This is a genomic window from Paenibacillus nitricinens (assembly GCF_052056485.1).
Classification (GTDB): domain Bacteria; phylum Bacillota; class Bacilli; order Paenibacillales; family Paenibacillaceae; genus Paenibacillus_AQ; species Paenibacillus_AQ nitricinens.
The window spans coordinates 5527863-5548695 of the sequence record NZ_CP183948.1 but is presented as its reverse complement, the minus strand read 5'-3'; the positions used below and the strand labels follow the sequence as shown (position 1 = coordinate 5548695).

Annotated in this window: 22 protein-coding genes; 19 read left to right on the top strand and 3 right to left on the bottom strand. The window is 42.8% G+C overall.

The annotated features are described in order from the left end of the window. Nucleotides 1-79 precede the first annotated feature (79 nt). Nucleotides 80-1357: a Gfo/Idh/MocA family protein gene (locus ACN6KS_RS24745; RefSeq protein WP_280787822.1), complete on the top strand. Its 1278-nt coding sequence runs from the start codon at nucleotides 80-82 to the stop codon at nucleotides 1355-1357. A 198-nt stretch (nucleotides 1358-1555) separates the two neighbouring features. On the opposite strand, the gene ACN6KS_RS24740 is transcribed toward ACN6KS_RS24745, so the two are convergent. Further along, nucleotides 1556-1741, bottom strand: a complete 186-nt coding sequence (locus tag ACN6KS_RS24740) for a hypothetical protein (RefSeq protein WP_042130754.1) — start codon at nucleotides 1739-1741, stop codon at nucleotides 1556-1558. 524 nt (nucleotides 1742-2265) lie between these two features. Here ACN6KS_RS24740 and ACN6KS_RS24735 point away from each other — a divergent pair. The 9 genes from ACN6KS_RS24735 (at nucleotide 2266) to ACN6KS_RS24695 (ending at nucleotide 10237) form a co-directional block, all read left to right on the top strand. Further along, nucleotides 2266-3177, top strand: a complete 912-nt coding sequence (locus ACN6KS_RS24735; RefSeq protein ID WP_440960706.1) for a dihydrodipicolinate synthase family protein — start codon at nucleotides 2266-2268, stop codon at nucleotides 3175-3177. 4 nt (nucleotides 3178-3181) lie between these two features. Further along, nucleotides 3182-3823 (top strand): SGNH/GDSL hydrolase family protein, encoded by a 642-nt coding sequence (locus ACN6KS_RS24730; RefSeq protein ID WP_440960705.1) that lies wholly within the window; start codon nucleotides 3182-3184, stop codon nucleotides 3821-3823. 13 nt (nucleotides 3824-3836) lie between these two features. Continuing rightward, on the top strand, nucleotides 3837-5243 hold the full coding sequence (locus ACN6KS_RS24725; protein ID WP_440960704.1) for an ABC transporter substrate-binding protein: 1407 nt from the start codon (nucleotides 3837-3839) through the stop codon (nucleotides 5241-5243). An 85-nt stretch (nucleotides 5244-5328) separates the two neighbouring features. After that, nucleotides 5329-6204 (top strand): carbohydrate ABC transporter permease, encoded by an 876-nt coding sequence (locus ACN6KS_RS24720; RefSeq protein WP_094872745.1) that lies wholly within the window; start codon nucleotides 5329-5331, stop codon nucleotides 6202-6204. A gap of 13 nt (nucleotides 6205-6217) precedes the next feature. Next, a complete protein-coding gene (locus ACN6KS_RS24715; protein WP_081390001.1) occupies nucleotides 6218-7060 on the top strand; it encodes a carbohydrate ABC transporter permease in 843 nt (280 codons plus the stop codon). Nucleotides 7061-7084: 24 nt separating this feature from the next. Beyond that, nucleotides 7085-7774 (top strand): N-acetylmannosamine-6-phosphate 2-epimerase, encoded by a 690-nt coding sequence (locus ACN6KS_RS24710; protein WP_094878533.1) that lies wholly within the window; start codon nucleotides 7085-7087, stop codon nucleotides 7772-7774. A 23-nt stretch (nucleotides 7775-7797) separates the two neighbouring features. Beyond that, complete coding sequence (locus ACN6KS_RS24705; protein ID WP_094872741.1) at nucleotides 7798-8670, top strand: ROK family protein; 873 nt, start codon at nucleotides 7798-7800, stop codon at nucleotides 8668-8670. Between the two features lie 23 nt (nucleotides 8671-8693). Then, nucleotides 8694-9548: a MurR/RpiR family transcriptional regulator gene (locus tag ACN6KS_RS24700; RefSeq protein ID WP_094872738.1), complete on the top strand. Its 855-nt coding sequence runs from the start codon at nucleotides 8694-8696 to the stop codon at nucleotides 9546-9548. Between the two features lie 215 nt (nucleotides 9549-9763). Further along, on the top strand, nucleotides 9764-10237 hold the full coding sequence (locus ACN6KS_RS24695) for a YhcH/YjgK/YiaL family protein (RefSeq protein ID WP_440960703.1): 474 nt from the start codon (nucleotides 9764-9766) through the stop codon (nucleotides 10235-10237). Between the two features lie 301 nt (nucleotides 10238-10538). Here ACN6KS_RS24695 and ACN6KS_RS24690 read toward each other — a convergent pair whose 3' ends face one another. Next, complete coding sequence (locus tag ACN6KS_RS24690; protein ID WP_440962363.1) at nucleotides 10539-11402, bottom strand: IS3 family transposase; 864 nt, start codon at nucleotides 11400-11402, stop codon at nucleotides 10539-10541. Between the two features lie 11 nt (nucleotides 11403-11413). Continuing rightward, nucleotides 11414-11731, bottom strand: a complete 318-nt coding sequence (locus ACN6KS_RS24685) for a transposase (RefSeq protein WP_440960679.1) — start codon at nucleotides 11729-11731, stop codon at nucleotides 11414-11416. A gap of 375 nt (nucleotides 11732-12106) precedes the next feature. On the opposite strand from ACN6KS_RS24685, the gene ACN6KS_RS24680 reads away from it, so the two are divergent. The 9 genes from ACN6KS_RS24680 (at nucleotide 12107) to ACN6KS_RS24640 (ending at nucleotide 20828) form a co-directional block, all read left to right on the top strand. Continuing rightward, nucleotides 12107-13219 carry an amidohydrolase/deacetylase family metallohydrolase gene (locus tag ACN6KS_RS24680; protein ID WP_341135604.1) on the top strand — a complete coding sequence of 371 codons (1113 nt, stop codon included), beginning with the start codon at nucleotides 12107-12109 and terminating at the stop codon, nucleotides 13217-13219. Continuing rightward, a complete protein-coding gene (locus tag ACN6KS_RS24675; protein WP_440960702.1) occupies nucleotides 13185-14288 on the top strand; it encodes a DgaE family pyridoxal phosphate-dependent ammonia lyase in 1104 nt (367 codons plus the stop codon). The genes ACN6KS_RS24680 and ACN6KS_RS24675 overlap by 35 nt, the downstream gene beginning before the upstream one ends. 1 nt (nucleotide 14289) lies before the next feature. Continuing rightward, nucleotides 14290-15045, top strand: coding sequence for a 2-dehydro-3-deoxy-phosphogluconate aldolase (gene dagF, locus ACN6KS_RS24670; RefSeq protein WP_280788252.1), 756 nt, complete (start codon nucleotides 14290-14292; stop codon nucleotides 15043-15045). Then, nucleotides 15038-16054 (top strand): sugar kinase, encoded by a 1017-nt coding sequence (locus ACN6KS_RS24665; RefSeq protein ID WP_440960701.1) that lies wholly within the window; start codon nucleotides 15038-15040, stop codon nucleotides 16052-16054. Before dagF ends, ACN6KS_RS24665 begins: the two co-directional genes overlap by 8 nt. 8 nt (nucleotides 16055-16062) lie before the next feature. Beyond that, nucleotides 16063-16776: a GntR family transcriptional regulator gene (locus tag ACN6KS_RS24660; protein WP_094878584.1), complete on the top strand. Its 714-nt coding sequence runs from the start codon at nucleotides 16063-16065 to the stop codon at nucleotides 16774-16776. A 247-nt stretch (nucleotides 16777-17023) separates the two neighbouring features. Next, nucleotides 17024-18016 carry an ABC transporter substrate-binding protein gene (locus ACN6KS_RS24655; RefSeq protein ID WP_094878577.1) on the top strand — a complete coding sequence of 331 codons (993 nt, stop codon included), beginning with the start codon at nucleotides 17024-17026 and terminating at the stop codon, nucleotides 18014-18016. Further along, nucleotides 17997-18773 carry an ABC transporter ATP-binding protein gene (locus ACN6KS_RS24650; RefSeq protein ID WP_094878578.1) on the top strand — a complete coding sequence of 259 codons (777 nt, stop codon included), beginning with the start codon at nucleotides 17997-17999 and terminating at the stop codon, nucleotides 18771-18773. The genes ACN6KS_RS24655 and ACN6KS_RS24650 overlap by 20 nt, the downstream gene beginning before the upstream one ends. Then, the gene (locus ACN6KS_RS24645) at nucleotides 18767-19519 is read left to right on the top strand and encodes an ABC transporter permease (protein ID WP_440960700.1); all 753 of its coding nucleotides are present in this window, start codon (nucleotides 18767-18769) and stop codon (nucleotides 19517-19519) included. The genes ACN6KS_RS24650 and ACN6KS_RS24645 overlap by 7 nt, the downstream gene beginning before the upstream one ends. A gap of 178 nt (nucleotides 19520-19697) precedes the next feature. After that, complete coding sequence (locus ACN6KS_RS24640) at nucleotides 19698-20828, top strand: low temperature requirement protein A (RefSeq protein ID WP_341135600.1); 1131 nt, start codon at nucleotides 19698-19700, stop codon at nucleotides 20826-20828. Nucleotides 20829-20833 lie beyond the last annotated feature (5 nt).

Genomic DNA, 20833 nt, shown 5'->3' with positions numbered 1-20833 from the left:
GTCAGTAACGATCTCTTTTGCCTCCGTTCCTACCGCCTTACAATGGAAGTACACTAGGTGCGCAAGAGGAGGAGTAGTCTTGAGAACATTAACAGCTGTATTACTTGGCGCTGGCAGTCGAGGAAGATATATTTATGGGCCCTACGCGGAGAAGTTCCCGAATGAATTAAAGATTGTTGCCGTAGCTGAGCCGGATGATGAACGTAGAAATCGATTTGCAGAGATTCATAGAATTGCCCCAGAGCATGTTTACGATTCTTGGGAGAAAGTATTCGATCAGGGTCAAATTGCGGACGTGATGATAATTGCTACGCTCGATCGGATGCATTATATACCAGCGATGAAAGCGATGGAGCTAGGCTATCATGTCATGCTAGAGAAGCCGATGTCTCCTTCCATGGAAGAATGCATCGAATTGGAGCAAGCTTCGCTTCGGTATAAGCGATTGCTCGTCGTAACCCATGTCCTGCGATATTCCCCGTTCTGGTCTGGGATCAAAAAATGCATTGAAGACGGTGAACTTGGAACGATAGGTACGATTCAATTAACCGAAAATGTGGGCTACCTGCATATGACACACAGCTATGTCCGCGGGAATTGGCGCAATTCGGAGGAGACGAGTCCCATGATCCTGGCCAAATCATGCCATGATCTGGATCTCATCTCCTGGCTTATGAATCAACCGTGTACAAGCGTGAGCTCGTACGGATCATTACTGCATTTCAGGGCGGAGAACGCTCCGGAAGGCTCCACGGATCGCTGTATCAACGGCTGTGAGGTTGAGAAGGAATGCGCCTTCTCGGCGATGAAAATATATATTCAGCCCCCGGGACATCCTTGGGCACGCTATATGACGAATGATTTGTCGCAAGAGGGGATCTTGAAGGCGCTGAAGGAAGGACCGTGGGGTCGCTGCGTGTATCACTGCGATAATAATGTTGTGGATCACCAGGTGGTCAACATGGAGTTCGAGAACGGAGCGAACGCATCGTTTATCATGTCAGGGCTGACACAGAGCGGCACGCGTCGGGTTCAAATTATGGGAACGCAAGGCGAGATCATTGGGGATATGGACAAAGGATCCTTCACGCTATACCGCTATGTATCGGGCGAGAAGGTTGAGATTGGCTGCAATGTGGAAGGTGATGGTCATGGAGGCGGCGATGACCGTATGGTAAGCTCATTCCTGCGGAATGTGCGTCAATTTGACAGCAATCCATCGCAAGGCTTGACCTCGGCGACGGCATCCCTGCAGAGTCATTTGATCGCATTCGCGTCGGAACATTCGAGATTGAATGCAGGTCAGGCTGTCAAGCTTTCGGACTTGCAGAAGAAAGAAGAATATAAGATAAAATGATACTAGGAAGATAAGCCTTAGATTTATCGGAAAATGAAGAAATAACCCCTTAGCTTCCTCACCCTTAGGGTGGGGAAGGTTTTTCTTTACATAATCTCAAGGCATAATAAAAGACCGCTCTACTGGAATAACTTCCGGATGTGCGGCCTTAGGACAAGATTCTATTATAGGGTCAATCTGTATCTAAAGGTGGTGAGATTAATGGAATTTAACAGTCTTGATACGAGCTTCTTCTTCATAGGTGAGTGGTTTTGGGGATCTTGGAGTGTGCAAGTGGCGTTGCACAGAATATTCCATTTTTTGATAATCTTCATTACCTGAATTCATCGTTGGATTCCAATTTTCCGTTACCCAATTTTTAAGTTCCTTAAGACCTGCTAGCATTTCCTCCAGCCTCCTTTGGCGAAGAAACAATGTATTTTATATTGTTCTGGTTACGCTTTCATTATATCATGGAAATTAGTTTTTTAAAGCTGTGTCCACGTGAAAAACACAGTTTTTAAGTGAACATTGTGTGTTGATTAGGGTTTGTGCTTCCTATGGAGAAAATCGTCTCCTGGTAGGAGACATTTTCATTAGATTTAAAAGGATAATCAATTGCCCCTAAGCGTTGCGAACAATTTCTAGTAATTACTATTCCGGCGAATGATTTTAAGCTCGTAGATAGTGTTACTCTGATAATAAGAACAGCAGCTTATAGCGTACGATATTCTATTTTTAAATGGGAAATAAGGTCTTCTTTTATGGGCATTCACTTAAATGAAATTATTTTTCTAGTAATGATTGTTCTTCTGGTGGAAATAAATTTTATTTTATAAAAAATAGAGAAAATAATTTACAGAATCAAATTTAAGTGATATCTTGAATATGTAGAAAAGAAACCGTTCACATCTTAAGGGGGATTAACAATGATTTTGGAAAAGTTTCACGGAATTATACCTGCCTTCTATGCTTGCTACGATGATCAAGGAAATATTTCGGAATCCCGGACGCATACCTTATGTGATTACTTATTTGAAAAAGGAGTTCAAGGTGTTTATGTGGGAGGAAGTTCTGGAGAATGTATCTACCAGAGTCTGGACGAACGCAAAGCGGTACTTAGCTATGTAGCTAGTAACCTGAAAGGTAAAATGACACTGATTGCTCATGTTGGAGCCCCTTCCACTAGAGATAGTATCGAATTAGCAAAACATGCGGCGAGCTTAGGATATGATGCACTATCCGCAATCCCACCTATCTATTTCAAATTACCTGATAGCGCAGTCTCTAAATATTGGAGCGATATTATGGACGCAACTCCGCTACCGTTCATTATCTACAACATTCCTCAGACTACAGGGTATACACTGACCCCGGCTTTATTCCAGAAGCTTCTTGCTAATGATAAGGTTATCGGTGTTAAGAATTCTTCTATGCCAACTATGGATATTGAAAGATTTAAAAGAGTGGGTGGAAAAGATGTAGTGGTCTTTAATGGACCGGATGAACAGTATGTAGCGGGAAGAATCATGGGAGCCGATGCAGGCATTGGTGGTACTTATGCGGTGATGCCGGAGTTGTTCTTGCAGGCTAATAAATTTGTACTCGCTGGGAAGTTTGAAGAAGCAGGACAACTTCAAAGTGATATTAACGATATCATCATTGCGCTTTGTTCCCTCAAGGGTTCTATGTATGCGGAAATTAAAGAGGTTCTGATATTGAGAGGTGTAAACATTGGTAGTGTAAGAGCACCGCTTGAAGGGGTAGCCGCTGAAGATGCGGGTCCAATCGCAGACATTATGAAATTGATTGATCAAGCAATCGAAAAATATTGTGGTTAATGAAATGAAGAGAACGATCGTATGCTTTGGTGATTCCAATACTTGGGGCTACGACGCAGAGACGGACCAAAGGTTTAATGATGAAATACGTTGGACCGGACTTCTTCAATCAGAATTGTACAACACTTATCGTGTCATAGAAGAAGGGCTTCCCGGTAGAACCAGTGTTAGTGAGGATCCGTTATTTGAAGGGTTGGCCGGAATATCTTATCTCTATCCATGCCTCATGTCACATGCACCACTTCATTTGGTAGTAATCATGCTTGGGACGAATGATACGAAAGAAAGATTTGCATTAACTTCTTATAACATCGCACAAGGTATTGTTAGACTCGCTCATAAAGCTAGAGGGAGCGGGGCAGGACCAGCGGGAAAAGCACCGGAAGTACTTGTGATCGCACCGCCCCCCATTGGGGCAGCGTATATTCATACTCCCATTGGTAAGCCAATGGGGAGTAATTGTAGCGAGAAATCCATAGAGATCTCTCAGCATCTCGGGAATTTTCTTAGAGGGACAGACATCCACTTTATGGATGCCAGCGAAGATGTATCGATGAATGAAATAGACTACATGCATCTTGATCGACAAGGGCATCGGAAAATGGCTGATTTAGTGAAATATCATGTCAAACGGATATTAGAATAGGGGAGGATTTAAAATGAAGAAGAAACGTGTACTCTCAACAACGGTTGCATTAATGGTAATTATTTCATTGATTTCAGGATGCTCTGGTAACAATGCAGCAAGTTCTAATACATCCGATAATACTGCTAAATCTGGCAAGGAAAAAGTCGCGATTAAAGTATGGCTGACCCCTCAGTGGAAAGGTGTTGTGGATGCAACGGAACAAGGAGCTGACTATGATAGCTTCCTTAAGGCTGCAGCTGAGAAATTCAAGGCACAATATGATAAATATGATGCTGACATTCAGGTTGAAGTTATTGCCGGAGATCAGCGCGACCAACTCCTCAACGTTAACTTGAGCGGAGGAACTCCACCAAATGTCTTCTTTGAAAGCGTATTCCCAATGGGCGATTATGTTCATCGTGGAGCTTTGGAGCCTTTGACTGACATCATCGATGAGGGCGCGAAAAGTGATATCGCACAAAATTACTGGGATGCAGTAACGTTCGGAAAAGATGTGTACTTCTACCCATTCCAACACAATCCAGGCACTTTGGTCTACAACGCAGACATGTTTAAAGCGGCTGGTTTAGACAAGTTCGTAGGTGGAGAGTCCGAAATTAAGACTTGGAACTTGGATGAGTATCAACAAATCTTGGACGGTCTGAAAAATAATCTTCCGAAAGACAAATATTCTAATGCCTATCCAATGGCACTGTACGCTGTGAATAACCAAGGAGATACATGGAACCTTGCATACTTAAGAATGTTCGGCAACAAGTTCTTCGATGATCAAGGGAACATTGTTCTGAATGATGCGAATGGAGTTAAAGCTGCAACATGGCTGAAAAAATTATATGACGGCGGATATACAAATCCAGGCGCTGAATCTGTATCCTCCAATGATGCCAATGCCATGTTCCAGAATCAGCAGCTGGCGATCAGTTTCACCAATCCAATCTTGTTCAATGGAACAAAAGCAAATATGGAATCCGGCACGTCTGCTAAGTTTGATATGCGTCTTGCTAATATTCCGTCCGAAAGCGGAGATCCTCTATCCTTTACTTATGTAGTTGGTGCTAGTGTATTTAAGTCCAAAGATGCGAAGAAGACTGAAGTGGCTAAAGATTTCGTGAAGTTCTTTTCAAGTGATCCTGAACTAGTTAAATCCTCTAAGAATGGTATTCCTGTGAGAAGCTCGGTGGCTGAAGAACTTAAGTCGGAGAATCCTCTCTTTGCTGCTTATGATGCTAACTCAAAATATTTGTTTAACTTCACGGGCAACGTTCCAGGATATAGCCAATTAAGAGAAGTTTTGTACCCTGATCTACAGGCGCTTTACATGGGAGCAAAGACACCAGAACAGTTTGTGCAAGATTATCAGACCAATGGTAATAAAGTGATTGATACGAATAAAGCTAGCTCTGTCATTTTCCAATAATCTAAGAACAGGTAAACAATAAACGATTCACAGCCTTTAGAGTCTGAAGAGGCTCCAAGGGCTGTTAATTAGAAAGGTAAACGATATGAAACTACGTAGTAATTACCTAAAAGAGAATATTACAGGTTATCTGTTTATTTTACCTCAGATGATCGTATTCTTAGCCTTTCTTGTCTATCCGATCTTAGAAGGGATGCGCCTGAGCTTATACCAAATTAATTATGATAGTGAGAAGTTTGTGGGTTTGGCTAATTACACCACATTGTTTAATGATCCGGTATTCTTCAAGGCGATCTTCAATACGATTATATTCGTAGTCTTTATCGTCCTGCTTACAGTGGGCTTTGCCTTATTTGTAGCCTCGGCTGTATTTGATAAGAACGCTAAGTACGTTTCCTTTATAAGAGGGAGCTATTATATCCCGGTCATGGTATCCATGGTTGTTATGAGTATGGTATGGAGTTTCCTGCTGAATCCTGCTAACGGACTTATTTCTTTTATATATAAAGATATGGGACTTGGGACGATTAATCTTCTAGGAAATCCAAAGACAGTTTTGCCAGTGGTGATCTTTGTGACCTTCGCGACTAACGTGGGCCAAGCCATTATTCTGTATATTGCTTCGATGATTGGTGTATCTAAAGAGCTTTTTGAAGCAGCAGAAATCGACGGTGCAAGCAGATGGCAAGTGATTACGAAGATCCTCATTCCTTCTGTAGGACCAACAACGACCTATATTACGATTATCAATATTATTGCTGTTCTAAAAATATTTGTAGTCATCCAGTTATTAACTGGCGGCGGCCCGAACAATTCATCGGTAACCTTGATGTACTACCTCTATAATAATGCCTTTAAGTACAACCAACTCGGCGTAGCTTCTGCGGTAGGCGTTATCATGTTCGTGATTACATTGTTATTATCTGTGCCTCAGCTACGAAGCATGATTAAGGTAAAGTGAGGGGGAATACAACATGTCGAAAATAAGAAATAAGAAGAAGAGAGAGAAGTTTGATGTGATATCGAATGTGATCATTGTCCTCTTCGCGCTCCTTAATCTTTTTCCATTATATTGGTTATTCACAAGTTCTCTCAAGAACAGTTCAGATGTTGTGAAGATGCCTCCAGACTGGTGGCCTAAATCGATTACTTTCTCCAACTATGTGGATGTGTTTCAGAACCAACCGGCTTTGAGATGGACGTTTAATAGTATTTATGTTTCAGGCGTATCTACGATTATCGTTATTATTGTAGGCGCTATGGCTGCCTATGCGTTCTCAAAGATCAATTTTAAAGGTAAAGATATCATCTTCATTATTTTCATATCTAGCTTGATGATTCCTAAAGAAATTATGATCGTGCCTTTATTCCGGATTACACAGCAATTTGGAATGGTGAATTCGTATAACGGTATGATTTGGCCGAACGTTGCGGGTGCATTTGGAGTGTTCTTATTAAAAGGATTCTTCGATTTAACCCCTAATGCCTTAAGAGAAGCCGGGAGAATAGATGGTGCAAATGAATGGAGGATCTTCACTCGCATCATGGTGCCTATTATTAAACCTGGTATCGGAGCCTTATTTATTCTGAATTTTGTGCAAGTCTGGAATGATTATTTGTGGCAGCTGGTTATAGGCCAAGAGAACAAAATGAAAACATTAATGGTTGGTACTGCAACCTTAATGCAGGATCTGAATCCTAATTTCGCATATAAAATGGCCGGAGCCACCATTGCTGCAATTCCGATGTTGCTAGTGTTCATGTTATTTCAGCGGTTCTTCACCAATGGAATTACAGCAGGAGCAGTGAAAGAATAAATAAAAATGTGGAGTGGGTTACTGATGAATACTGAAAATAATGTACTTAAAAAGATAAAACATAAACTAGTCGTCTCCAGTCAAGCCTTACCCGAAGAACCGCTGCATAGTCCGTTTATAATGGGAAGAATGGCTTATGCAGCATACTTGGGCGGTGCTTCAGGCATTCGGGCAAATAGTGTAGCAGATATTCAAGAAATTAAGAAAACAGTGGATCTACCTATCATTGGAATCATCAAAAGGGTATATGAAGGTTCTGAAGTGTTTATTACACCAACCCTGAAGGAAGTAGATGAGCTTTACCGCGAAGGGGTAGATATCATTGCTATGGACGCGACAGACCGGACTCGGCCGGATGGATCAACCATCTCAGAACTATTTCCTCACATAAGAGAGACCTATAAAGATCAACTGTTTATGGCAGATTGCTCTACATTTGAAGAAGCTGCTAAAGCTGTTGAGCTGGGATTTGATCTTATAGGAACCACCTTAAGTGGATACACAGAGTATACGAAAGACCGTTCACTCCCGGATTTTGAGCTAGTCAAACAAATCGTGACCAACTTCTCTGTGCCTGTGATAGCTGAAGGCGGTGTTTCCACTCCTGAAGAACTGAAGACAATGTTCGATCTGGGTGTTTATTCAGCAGTAGTCGGCTCAGCGATTACAAGACCAATGGAGATTACCAAAAGGTTTGTAGACGCTATTCAGTAGATTGCCGGAGAGGGTAGATAAGGATGAGAATTCTCGCTGTAGATATTGGCGGTACCAATACCAAGATGTGTATATGTGATCAACTTGGGAATGTTCATAACTTTAAGGAGTATGCAACAGAGAGCCTCTTGGGAGGGCCGCATGTAATCTCAAGATTACTTGATAAAATTGCAGAAAATGATGATTTTGATGCCATTGCTATAAGTACGGCCGGTCAAGTCAATGCTGAAGAAGGAATTATAGTCTATGCTAACGAAAATATACCTAGATATACAGGGATGAAGATTAAGGAAATTGTAACTAATCATTTTCATAAACCTGTTATGGTAGAGAACGATGTGAATTCAGCAGCATTAGGCGAGGCTCATTATGGTGCTGCCCACAACTTTAACAATTTCTTATGTTTGACGTTTGGCACGGGCATTGGTGGTGCCATAGTAATGAACCGCCAAATCTATAAAGGAGCAGATGGGGTGGCGGCCGAATTTGGTCATATCCTGACACATCCATTGTCAGATGCGGTGGAGGGACTGCCTTTTTATGAGAAGTATGCTTCAACCACTGCCTTGGTAAAGGCGGCTCAGCAGGCAGATCCTGAATGTATAGACGGAAAAGTCCTTTTTGATAAAATCAACAAAGGGGACGAAGCTCTAAAACAGATTTTGGATTCATGGGTAACTGAGGTGTCCGTGGGCTTAGCTTCAATTATTCATATTTTCAATCCATCCGCTATAATTATTGGAGGCGGCGTTATGGAGCAAGAAGATTTAGTTCAAAGGGTTGAGGAACGGACGAAATCTTTAATTATGGAGAGTTTCGCGGGTGTAAGAATTGTTAAGGCCTCACTTGGGAATAAGGCAGGCTTGCTAGGCGCTTCCTCTTTATTCGCACATTAAATCATTATAAAGGAGGGGCTTATTTGCGAACAATCAGTATTTTTTCTTCGATTCATTCCAAGTACAATAATTTGACGAATACGGAGAAGAAGGTAGCGGACTACGTCCTGGAGAACACGAGAAGTGTTGTCTATATGTCGATTACTGATCTTGCAGACGCGTGCGATGTAGGTGAATCAAGTATTTTTCGATTTTGCAAATCTTTAAGTTATAAAGGGTATCAAGAGTTCAAGATTGCACTTGCTCATAGTATCACTGTGGAGAATGAGATCCCGCAGCTTACGGATCAAATTCTAATGGATGACACTACGGAAGCCGTGGCTTCTAAAGTGCTGACCACAAATGTAAGTGCACTGAACGAGACCTATAATTTAATTGATATACAGAAGATCAATGAAGCTATTGATTATATGATAAATGCGGAACGAGTATCTTTTTTCGGTGTAGGCTCTTCATTAATCACGGCGATGGAAGCTAAAATTAAATTTATGCGCATCACAAACAAAACGGAGTGTTTGATGGATTCACATCTGCAGATGATGTCTGCGGCGCTAATGTCTAACCGAGATGTAGCTGTAATCATTTCTTACTCCGGTTCAACTAAAGATAGTATCGAGGTTGCAAGAAAAGCAAAGGAACGAGGCGCTAAGGTGGTATCCATTACGAGATTTGAGAAGTCACCTTTAACGTCGTATTCGGATCTTACCTTACTTTGTGGTGCTAATGAGGGTCCTCTGCAGGGCGGTTCATTATCTGCAAAGATCTCACAGCTCTATCTGCTGGATATTCTATATGTAGAATATTTCAAAAGAACAAGTGAGCAGTCCATTATCAATAAAGAAACAACAGCTGCGGCAGTTAGTGAGAAGCTACTGTAAGTGCGGGTTCAAAAAGTATGGTTTTCAGCACCGAGAAGATTGGATGAAGGTAGAAACTGAGGAGCGGAGCGTAGTGGAAGCTACGTGAGCACCGGAAGTTTCGCCTGAATTCAATATTCGATGTCGAGTAAGCTTCTTGGGCTACTTCGTGATCAAAAGCGGACTTTTTGAACAACCTCTGTAAGCGAATTGAGTGGCGAGGAGAATGAGACAATATGATCTTAGGTTCATTATCATCTTGGGAAGAGCATAGCAGATACGAGAATTCAGTCATTGTAGAGGCTATTGAGGAATTGAAAGTCATCTTACAACACGAACCGGATCTCGGGCGAATCGAGATCCGCGGTAACGAGATATACGTTTCGATTATGGCGCTTGAGGCGAAGTCGCTAGAGGAACAGGTTGCTGAGAAGCATGAGACCTATATTGATGTGCATTATTTGATCGAAGGGGAAGAAACGATCGGCTGGTCACCCTTGCAAGAAGGGACCGAGGCTATTAAGCCTTACGATGCCGAAGCAGACTATGCACTTTATCCTCCGTCATCCGATGAAATTGTGTTAACTTTGAAGCCGGGGATGTTCGCTGTCTTTTTCCCGCATGATGTACACAGACCTGGGATGGGTCAACCGGGTAAGCAGATTAAGAAGGCTGTTATTAAGATACATGTAGGGTTATTAAATTCATAGGATCTGAGCAGATGACTTCTAAAATCATAAGGAGTCATCTTTTTTATTGCATGGGAAATTATACAATGAAAAAATTATAGATAACTTCGATGGAAAAACTAAGGGGGATTAAAGTTATTTCTCTACTTCAGGGTCAAAACGCTAGAACTATAGGGAATTACTCCCTGTAATTCTATAATATAAGGTCATGTCGATAGAATAGAGGGAATTGTTCCTCTTAATTCAGCTGAACTGGCTGTTTTTAATTGAAATTGGCAAGTATACAGGGAGAAATGGACCTCTGTCAAGAAAGTAGACATCATTAAACTGCCTTTCTCTTATTAAATTGCGCAGCAAACCGTACCGGCGAAAGATAGCCTAACGAGCTGTGGATTCGTTTCCGATTGTAAAAAAACTCAAGATAACTATAAATCTCGTCGTATGCTTGTTGTTTCGTTTTAAAGCGTGGGCTACAGTAAATAAGCTCCTTTTTCAGAATGCTGTGAAAGGATTCTATGCATGCATTGTCGTAGCAATTTCCTTTGCGACTCATGCTACTTTTCATCTTGCATGTTTTAAGTTGCTCTTGGTAATCCTCAGATGCATATTGACTTCCACGGTCAGAATGGTGCAATAACCCCTTCTTGGGTTTCTTGGCTACATAAGCATCTTGTAGGGCTCCTAGTACTAAGTCGGTTGTCATGCGGTCCTGAAGGCGCCAGCCTACAATCTCACGCGTACACAGGTCAAGCACACTTGCGAGATAAAGACGTCCCTCTCTGCACGGAATGTAGGTAATGTCGGTAACCCAAACCTGGTTAGGCTTTTTTACTTTAAACTGCTGATTCAAAAGATTGGGTGCGATTGGAAAGTTATGGTTAGAATCGGTCGTTTGGATTTTGAATTTCTTACAAACACAGGAACGCAGACTGAGCTCTTTCATATACAAGCCAACGGTTCTCTCGGTAACCTTGTAGCCCTCATGCCGCAATTTTTTTGTAATCTTAGGGGCACCATAGCGTCGATAGTTATCGTGATAGTGATACGTAATTCGCCCCATTAACTCACGCTTTCGCAACTCTTGCTTGCTCGGCATAGAGGTTTTCCACTTATAGTATCCGCTCCGAGAAACTTCCATAACCTTGCACATCTTCTCCAAGATGAACTCGGAGCGATGATCCTCAATAAACTGGAATCTTAGTTCCTTGGTTTGCTGAAGATGTGCACTGCTTTTTTTACAATTGTGAGTTCTTCCTCAACATCTGCAATCCTTTTATCTTTCATCTGAATCTCATGTTCTTTTTCTCTAAGCAGCTGTTCCATCTCTCGGAATCGTTCCAAGGTAACAATAGGTTCATTTTTGAACTCGCGATATTTAGCCTTCCACCCATGCAAAGTCTTTGCTGGAATGTTCAACTCTAACGAGATATCCTCCACCGACTTTGTCTGCTCTTGCAAATATTTAACAGTGTTTCTCTTAAATTCTTCATCATACCGTTGCCGCTGTTCACCCATGTGAACACCTCCTTAGATATCTTCATTATCTTAATCTCTTAACGAGGTGTCCACTTTTAATTCTAGTTTCAAAATTCCGTATAACTTGTTCATACAACAGCTGTGACCTAATTTATAGGGAGGTTTTCCCTATAACACGTTCTACCTAAGCAAAATCCTTCACCAATACTAGAGTTCTTACTCGCCAAACCACTGGAAATTCCTGCGGAGAGTGCAATAAGTGCTCCGCAAGCTATAAATTCAAACTAACAAATGCCTATTAACCCGACAAGGTGAATTAGTTTTTGTATATAAACATTATAACGTTATATTTACTTAATGCGTTTTTCGTGGTATTTTAAACATTATAATGTTATATGGAAAAAGGTGAGAACAATGGATGAAAGATACGTACTCCGTCATGTGAAACGAGTAAGCGGAGAAGAGATCGACATTGTAATCGAGAATGGCAAGATCGCGGAGATTACCCCGGCAGGTGAGGGGCGTGGGGGGCAGGAGTGGGAAGGTTCAGGCGCGTACGTATCCAGTGGCTGGATCGATATGCATGTGCATGCCTTTCGTGAATTTGATCCGTATGGTGACGAGATTGATGAGATCGGCGTCCGGCAAGGGGTGACCACTATAGTCGATGCGGGTAGCTGCGGGGCGGATCGGATAGGTGATCTGGCTCTGGATGCGTCTCAGGCTAAGACGAATGTGCTGGCTTTCTTGAATATCTCGCGGATCGGACTGCTAAGAATTGATGAATTGTCCAACTTGGAATGGATTGATAAGGAGAAGATCCTGCAAGCTGTCCGAACTTATGGGGAAATAATCGTGGGATTAAAGGCCAGAATCAGCAAGAGTGTTGTCGGCGCCAGCGGGATTGAACCACTGCATATTGCACGAAGCCTTTCAATGGAGACAGGGTTGCCGTTAATGGTACATATCGGCTCAGCACCGCCAGATATCAGAGAGGTTATGCCCCTTTTGCAGCGTAAGGATATCGTGACTCATTATCTCAACGGAAAAGAGAATAATTTGTTTGCAGCGGATGGTCAGCCGCTTCAGGTACTGACTGAAGCTATTGAACGGGGAGTTCATCTAGATGTGGGACATGGAACAGCTAGCTTCTCTTTTAAGGTAGCTGAGGCTGCAAAACGTAATGGTATTGGACTGAATACGATTAGCACGGACATCTATCGAGTGAATCGAAAGAAGGGACCTGTCTTTAGCATGTCTAATGTACTTTCCAAGTTTCTATGTTTGGGCTATGCTCTGGATGAGATTGTGGCAGCGGTTACTTCCAATGCGGCGGAGTGGCTGGGCAGGCCGGAGCTGGGCCGAATTCAGGTGGGAGATCCTGCAAACCTGACCCTCTTCATCCTGCAGCATAAGTCTGCAGTGCTTGTTGATTCTGAAGGAAAAGAAAGAATCACGGATAAAGTAATCCATGCAAAAGGAGTGGTTATAGGTGGGGAATTCATTAAATGCGAAATACGGGCTTAAACGTGTAATCAATGCAAGCGGCAGAATGAGTATCCTGGGGGTGTCCGCTCCGTCCGACACAGTGATGGAGGCGATGAAGCAAGGCGGACAGAGTTATGTGGAAATAGCGGATCTGGTGGATAAAGCCGGAGATTACACGGCACGAATGCTCGGCGCTGAAGCAGCGCTTATCGTTAACTCAGCCTCCAGCGGGATTGCATTGTCCGTTGCGGCGTTAGTGACCCAAGGCAATCGGCGCCGCAGTGAACGTTTGCACCAAGAAGCCATTCCACGCAATGAAATCATCATTCTGAAGGGGCATAATGTACAGTACGGGGCTCCTGTGGAAACGATGGTCTATCTAGGTGGAGGTAAACTAATTGAGGTCGGTTATGCGAATGAAGGCCGGGCCGAGCATATAGAGGATGCCATTTCTGAGCAGACGGCTGCCATTCTGTACGTGAAGTCCCACCATGCAGTGCAGAAAAATATGTTATCCGTCGAAGAGGCATGGGAGATCGCCCAGCGTAAAGGGGTGCCGCTAATCGTTGATGCCGCAGCGGAAGAAGACCTCTGTAAATATGTAAAATACTCTGATCTGGCAATTTATAGTGGTTCTAAAGCCATTGAAGGGCCAACATCCGGTATTATCGCCGGCAAACGTAAATATGTAGAATGGGTTAAGGTGCAATTGTATGGAATAGGTCGCAGTATGAAGGTCGGTAAAGAAACTTCCTTTGGTCTGCTGCAAGCTTTACAGGAATACATGGTCAAGGAAGACAAGAGTGACAACGAGCAAGCATCATTACAGGGATTGATGGTGTTGAATGATCTTCCGGGAATTCGAGTAACCATTGTGCAGGATGAGGCGGGCCGTGCCATCTATCGCGGCCGAGTTCAGGTTGATCCGCAGCTGGCTGGTATTACGGCTAAGGAATTGGTAGGGGGGTTGCAGCGGGGCGAGATTGCGATCTATACCCGCGATTATGGAGTGAAGCAGGGATATTTCGATATTGACCCACGGCCGCTTCTTGGCGATGACCTGCTCGTGATTGTAGACAGCATTCATAAATTGATAGGGGGACAATAAGATGACATCGATTTCACAACGTTTTTATAAGGGACGCACCGCATTAAATGTACTCGCTAAAGATATCACTAATGCTAAAGAGATTTATGAAGCGGCGGAAGGGTATGTGCTGGTTGGTGTGCTCTCTAAGGATTATAAGTCGGTAGAAGAAGCCGTAACAGCGATGAAGCAATATGGTCAAGAAATTGAAGATGCGGTATCGATTGGCTTAGGTGCAGGGGATAATCGCCAAGCGACAATTGTGGCCGAGATTGCTAAGCATTATCCGGGTAGTCATATTAACCAGGCGTTCCCTGTTGTCGGAGCTACACGCGCTAATCTGGGCGGGAAGGACAGCTGGATCAACAGCATGGTCGCTCCTTCTGGTCGTGCGGGTTATGTGAATATTTCAACAGGACTCTTCAGTGCTGCGGAGAGTGAAGCGGCAATTGTACCTGTAGCATCAGCAATTGCGCTTGTTCGGGATATGGGTGGTAATGCACTGAAGTACTTTCCAATGCAGGGATTAAGCCGTGAAGAGGAATACCGCTCTGTCGCGAAGGCTTGTGCTGAGGCAGGATTTGCACTCGAACCAACCGGCGGAATTGATATGGATAATTTCGAGGCTATTCTGGAGATTGCTCTTGAAGCAGGGGTACCACAAGTGATTCCGCATGTCTATTCATCCATTATTGATAAAGAATCGGGAAAAACCCGGATCCAGGATGTACGTGATTTGCTTGGAATTATGAAGAGGCTGACAGATAAATATGCCTAAACGAATCGGGGCATTCGGAGAAGTGATGATGCGTCTGCAGGTGCCGGGAGTTCAGCTGCTATCACAGGGAAACGCCTTAAACTATTCATTCTCCGGTACCGGGGTTAATGTCAGCTCGGCACTGGCACGCTTCGGGCATGAAGGTTATTTGATTTCCCGTTTGCCGACTACCTCCTTGGGAGAGGCCGCCGCCGCGTATTTGCGGAAGCTGGGTATTTCATCTAACCTCGTTATACGAGGAGGAGAATATCTGGGCTTGTATTTCTTGGAGAATGGATTTGGTGCACGTCCAAGCAAGGTGACTTATAGTAATCGTCTGGAGAGTAGCTTCAATACGGCTCCTGAGGAAACTTATAATTATGAAGAGATTGCGCGAAGTCTGGATGTGATTCATTTCTGCGGCATTACGCTGGCTATGAACGATAGTGTACGTCATCATATGAAATCCTTGGCTAGAGCTGTCAAGCAGCAGGGTGGGACTGTGATCTTTGATTGCAACTATCGTCCGTCATTATGGGGACCGAAAGGGTATTCGCTAGCGAAGCCGCATTACGGGGAGATGCTGCAGCTGGCTGATATCGTAATGATGAATGAGAAGGATGCGATATTTATCTTGGGGATGAGCACTGCCCAAGCTGAACGTGAAGAGCAATTGCTCGAACTTATTCCGGCAGTTGCGAAGCAGTACGATATCTCGGTGATCGCAGGCACCCATCGCAGTATTCATGGCGACAACTCACATTCACTGCGTGGGTATCTTTATAAGAACCAGAGCTTCTTCTTTTCGGATACGCTGAGATTTCTCGTCTATGATAGAATAGGGGCTGGAGATGCCTATACGAGCGGAATTGTGCATGGAGAGCTAACTGGCTTTACCTCAGAGCAGACGGTGCGATTTGCCGCTGCCGCTAGTATGCTAGCCCATACTGTCGAGGGAGACACTCCCATGGCTTCAGAAGCGGATATACTTCGAGCTATGACTCTATCCGTAGGCGATGTAGAAAGGTAGTGAACTTCTTGAGTTTGTCCCGAAAAGATAAGCCCTTATATATACAAATTGCAAATATTATAAAGGATCGGATTCTACACGGAGTCTATCCTATTGGATTGAATATTCCTTCTGAGCCTCAGCTAGAGCAGGAATTCAATGTCAGCAAGATCACGGTGCGCGGTGCCATTCAGGAGCTTGTCCAAGAAGGATTTCTGGAGAAGGGGAGCGGCAAGGGGACGAAGGTGATCCGTAATACCTCATCATCCAAGCTGTCCAAGTGGAAAAAATTCACGGAAATTCTAGTGGATGAAGGGCACCAAATTCGGAAGCAATGGATGAAGGCGGAGCGAGTATATAATGAAGTCGGAAGCGAACCTTACCGCTTATTCGGCGAACATTGTATACGCTTGGAACGCATATACAGTCTAAATGATATTCCATACGTTCATTACACACATTATTTAGTAAATGGTATGGATGATTTGGATCTACTAGACTTAAATGCCCAGTCCTTGTATGAACTACTTGAAGAGCGGAGCGTTTCCTTAGAGAAACTGCGTGATGAATTTTCCGTTGCCGTTCCTCCGCCTGATGTCGAGGAGATATTGCTCCTTGATAAGAAGCGTCCCTTGCTGAAGCGAACCCGTTATTCTTATGACGAGCTGGGCAAGGTAACGGAGTATAGTATCGGCTTTTACAATACAGAGCTGCAGAATTATGTAGTGAACTATGAGGTGTAGTTAGCGAAAATCCGGAGCAATTTGCAGGGGAGATTCCTTGCAGGATGGTTCGGATTTTTTTGCATCTAAGTATGTGATAAATATAACTATTTAAATTTATGAATATACAAGCTGTGATGACTGATGTAAAATTACAATACCTGAAGCGTCCTGGAACAGCTTAAGGGCTTTTTGCATGCTCTTTTGCAGATTGCAAAGAATAGGGGCATGTCTACTATAGAAAGATTAATGGAGGTAGGAGAGTTTTATGAAGAAAAAAGCACTAAAAAGAATGTTGATGTTGCCGATGATGGTCGTTGTCGTCGCTGTACTTGCAGTAGGTTGTGGTTCAAAGAATAACACGAATACAGCATCGACAGAGGGAAACGCAGCAGAGACCTCAAAAGAAGCTGTTACTTTGTCGCTTGGCTTACTGCCCTCGATTGATGCGATTCCTTTTGTAATTGCTCATGAGCAAGGTTTTGATAAGAAACATGGAGTGAACCTGGACATCCAAACGTTCAAGAGTGCAAAAGACCGTGATGTCGCCTTTCAAGCAGGCAAGTTAGAGGGGATCAGTGCTGATTTGGTTGCGATTTCTATCTATAATGAAGCCGGGCTGGATGTGAAGATCACTAGCACAACTTTTGGTGAATTCGATTTATTGACTGGGAATGATGCGATCCAAGATGTGAAGGATCTGAAAGGCAAAACCGTGATTTTGTCCAAAAATACTTCCACACAATATACTGTGGCGATGATGCTGAAACAAGCGGGTTTGACAGAAAATGATATCACGGTAACTGAGGTTCCACAAATCCCTACCCGGTTAGAATTGCTTAAGAACAATAAGGCGGATGCGGCTATTTTGCCTGAACCATTTGTAACAATGGGTAAAGCTTCAGGCTTGCGCGTGCTTAGCTCCACACATACAGCAGGAGTGAATCCATTTGTATTGGCTTTCCCACAAACTGCTATTGATGCTAAGGCAGATGCGATCCGCAATATGTATGCTGCTTATGACGAGGCGGTAGCGTATATGAAATCTCATGATCAATCCGAATATATCGATCTTGTGATCAAAGAAGTTGGTTATCCAGAAACGTTGAAAGATGAGATCAAGGTGCCTGATTATCTCCCTGCCAATCAAGTGGATGTGAAAGAAGTAGAAGCCGCATTTGCATGGGCACGGGAAAAAGGTTTGCTTAGCAAAAATATCTCGGCTGAAGATGTGATTTCTGATGTCCAATTCAAGAAATAAAGGACTCGTCATTAAGGACCTTAAAGTAGAGTATAAGACAGGTCAACTGGCCTTAGGGAAGATGGACCTATCTTTACCGGAGCATGGGATTTACACGATCATCGGACCCTCTGGCAGCGGAAAATCCACTTTATTACGGGCGATTGCGGGCTTGCTGCCAAGCTATATGGGGCAAATTCTTTTTAATGAAAAATCCGTGCATGATAAAGAAACTCTGATCGGCCTGGTACCGCAAAACTATGGGCTTCTTCCATGGAAGACTGTACATGATAATATTCAAATCGCGATGAAAATCTCGCATACTGCGAGCACATCCAAGCAAGAACGGGAGAATCAGATTAAGCAGTGGCTTTCGTCGATGGGAATCTCTGATTTAACTGATCGTTATCCTCTATCACTCAGTGGAGGACAGCAGCAAAGAGTGGCAATCGCCAGAGCATTCGCCATTTTGCCTACTATTTTACTGCTGGACGAGCCTTTCTCCGCACTGGATGCGATTACTAGGGAAACGCTACAGATTCTCTTTTTGGATAACTGGTTAGCGCATCCGGCGACTACCTTATTTGTTACCCATGATGTGGAAGAGGCTATTCTGCTGGGGCAGAAAATTATTGTTATGCCATCTAATAAAGATGAAGCTCCGGAAATGATCGATAATCAATTGGTATTTCAAATGAAGCATGAAGTTAAGCGGGACAGTGTAGATTTCTTTGAACAGACTAAGCGAATCAGAAAGGTAATGCAGGAGATATGGTGAGAAAAAATCGGATTCATCACATAATAAGACTGTTGTTTGTGTTCTTTTGTATGAATGTGGTGTGGTATATTGCCTATTTGCTTATGAATCATTCGATTTTGCCGAGTCCATTCGCTGTATATAACGCTATGTTTCACTTAGTTGGTCAGGAGATTGCTTTAAATGTAGGATATAGCTTGTTCAGAATTTTTGCAGGTGTAGTGCTGGCGTTAATCATTGGACTGCTCATTGGTCTTCTGATGGGACGTTCACTGACTTGGAATAAGCTGCTTGACCCTGTCGTTTATTTAACCTATCCTGTCCCAAAAATCGCTCTGCTTCCCGTTGTGATGCTATTCTTCGGGCTTGGTGAAACGTCAAAAATCTTAATGATCATGATGATTCTCTTGTTCCAGATTATTATCTCCGTAAGGGATGGTGTGAAGGCTATTCCTGAGAATACCTATGATGTCTTAACGAGTATAGGGGCAAGTACGGTGCAGAAGTTCTGGCATGTGACACTGCCGGGTGCACTGTCGGTCATTCTGAGTACGATTCGTATTTCGCTTGGAACAGCGATATCTGTACTCTTTTTCACGGAGATTTACGGAACTGAGCATGGCATGGGCTTTTTCATTATGGATGCTTGGTTAAGACTGGATTATCCGGAGATGTATGCGGGTATTATGCTGTTCAGCTTGGTAGGGTTTGTCCTCTTCTTACTTGTTGATTTTCTTGATTACAAGTTTATGAAGTGGCGGAATTAAATATAGTTGGAGATATATCTATAGCTTTCCTTTGTCGAGTTTAGGCAAGGGGGAGCTTTTTTTGCGTGATTTTTGAGTGGAAATAAAGGGGCTTCAAATTAGTATATCAATTCGGTTAAGATGGATAAGTACTCGATAAACTGTATTATATACACATCCAAACTAAGGGAGTAAAACGATGAATAAACGCACATCGGGATTTGAACAGAGCACAGCATCCTTTGCTGAGAAGAAAGTGACCTGGCTGGAACTATTTTATGATCTGCTTTTTGTAGCTGCGGTTTCAAAAGCGAGTCATGTCTTGTTGCATGTAGAGGCGGGTACAATTCCACTTGAATATTTATCTAAATTTATCTTAATATTCATTCCGATCTGGTGGGCCTGGGTGGGGCAATCGCTTTTTGTGAATCGGTTTGGACAAGACATCTTTTCACACCGGATATTTCTGATTCTACAATTATTTTTTGTATTAATAATGACGGCTAGCTTATCGGTTAACTTTGATCAATACTATATGCCATTTCTAATAGGTTATGTTGGCTTAAGAGCTATGACTGCCATTCAATATCTTACGGTAAATAAGAATGAAGCAGCTGATAGAAAGGGTACTGCCCGCTATTTGGGAAGTCGGTTTTGGATTGGATTAGTGATCTCTGCATTATCCCTTTTCTTTGACTCTTGGATACGTTATGTAGTTTTGTATGCGGGAATTACTGTAGATATCTTGCTTCCCTTAATCGGCCGGAGATACTTGGTGAAAAGCCCGATAAACACTCATCATTTATTAGAACGTTTCTCGTTGTTTACCCTCATTCTACTTGGCGAATCAGTGGTCAGTATACTTGCAGTCTTACAGTCTAGCCACTGGACGTGGCAATCTATTTTATTTGCATTATTAACTTTTCTATTAATTATAGCTATGTGGTGGCAATACTTTGATAATGTTGAGAAGAAAGTGGACAAGAGCATAGAGACTGCCGGACAGACCATCATTTATGGCCATTTGTTTATTTATATTTCCTTGAGTATGATCGCTGCTTCGATCCAACTGTTATTTCTCGAACAACTAGATTATACATTTATGGTATGTTTTATTTTTGGGTCGGTGTTGCTCTACTTCTTCTCTACTTCGTTGGTCTTCCATAAATACAGACGTTTACAGCAAAGATTAGGGATGTTCCATTTAGCGTTATTATTAGGTTTACTTGGAGTTTTTTTCGCAGTAGATTTGTTGTTCCTTATACCTAATTACCTGATCATTGGTGAAATGATGTTATTTTTTGTTGTATATGCAAAATTAACGACGTAAGCTTG

Bases quoted from the DNA above. Each gene is read 5' to 3' on its own strand.
- ACN6KS_RS24650 (WP_094878578.1), top strand. From the start codon at position 17,997: ATGTCCAATTCAAGAAATAAAGGACTCGTCATTAAGGACCTTAAAGTA.
- ACN6KS_RS24645 (WP_440960700.1), top strand. From the start codon at position 18,767: ATGGTGAGAAAAAATCGGATTCATCACATAATAAGACTGTTGTTTGTG.
- ACN6KS_RS24665 (WP_440960701.1), top strand. From the start codon at position 15,038: ATGCCTAAACGAATCGGGGCATTCGGAGAAGTGATGATGCGTCTGCAG.
- ACN6KS_RS24695 (WP_440960703.1), top strand. From the start codon at position 9,764: ATGATCTTAGGTTCATTATCATCTTGGGAAGAGCATAGCAGATACGAG.
- ACN6KS_RS24710 (WP_094878533.1), top strand. From the start codon at position 7,085: ATGAATACTGAAAATAATGTACTTAAAAAGATAAAACATAAACTAGTC.
- ACN6KS_RS24640 (WP_341135600.1), top strand. From the start codon at position 19,698: ATGAATAAACGCACATCGGGATTTGAACAGAGCACAGCATCCTTTGCT.
- ACN6KS_RS24740 (WP_042130754.1), bottom strand. From the start codon at position 1,741: ATGCTAGCAGGTCTTAAGGAACTTAAAAATTGGGTAACGGAAAATTGG.
- ACN6KS_RS24655 (WP_094878577.1), top strand. From the start codon at position 17,024: ATGAAGAAAAAAGCACTAAAAAGAATGTTGATGTTGCCGATGATGGTC.
- ACN6KS_RS24730 (WP_440960705.1), top strand. From the start codon at position 3,182: ATGAAGAGAACGATCGTATGCTTTGGTGATTCCAATACTTGGGGCTAC.
- ACN6KS_RS24725 (WP_440960704.1), top strand. From the start codon at position 3,837: ATGAAGAAGAAACGTGTACTCTCAACAACGGTTGCATTAATGGTAATT.
- ACN6KS_RS24720 (WP_094872745.1), top strand. From the start codon at position 5,329: ATGAAACTACGTAGTAATTACCTAAAAGAGAATATTACAGGTTATCTG.
- ACN6KS_RS24685 (WP_440960679.1), bottom strand. From the start codon at position 11,731: ATGGGTGAACAGCGGCAACGGTATGATGAAGAATTTAAGAGAAACACT.
- ACN6KS_RS24705 (WP_094872741.1), top strand. From the start codon at position 7,798: ATGAGAATTCTCGCTGTAGATATTGGCGGTACCAATACCAAGATGTGT.
- dagF (WP_280788252.1), top strand. From the start codon at position 14,290: ATGACATCGATTTCACAACGTTTTTATAAGGGACGCACCGCATTAAAT.
- ACN6KS_RS24680 (WP_341135604.1), top strand. From the start codon at position 12,107: ATGGATGAAAGATACGTACTCCGTCATGTGAAACGAGTAAGCGGAGAA.
- ACN6KS_RS24715 (WP_081390001.1), top strand. From the start codon at position 6,218: ATGTCGAAAATAAGAAATAAGAAGAAGAGAGAGAAGTTTGATGTGATA.
- ACN6KS_RS24735 (WP_440960706.1), top strand. From the start codon at position 2,266: ATGATTTTGGAAAAGTTTCACGGAATTATACCTGCCTTCTATGCTTGC.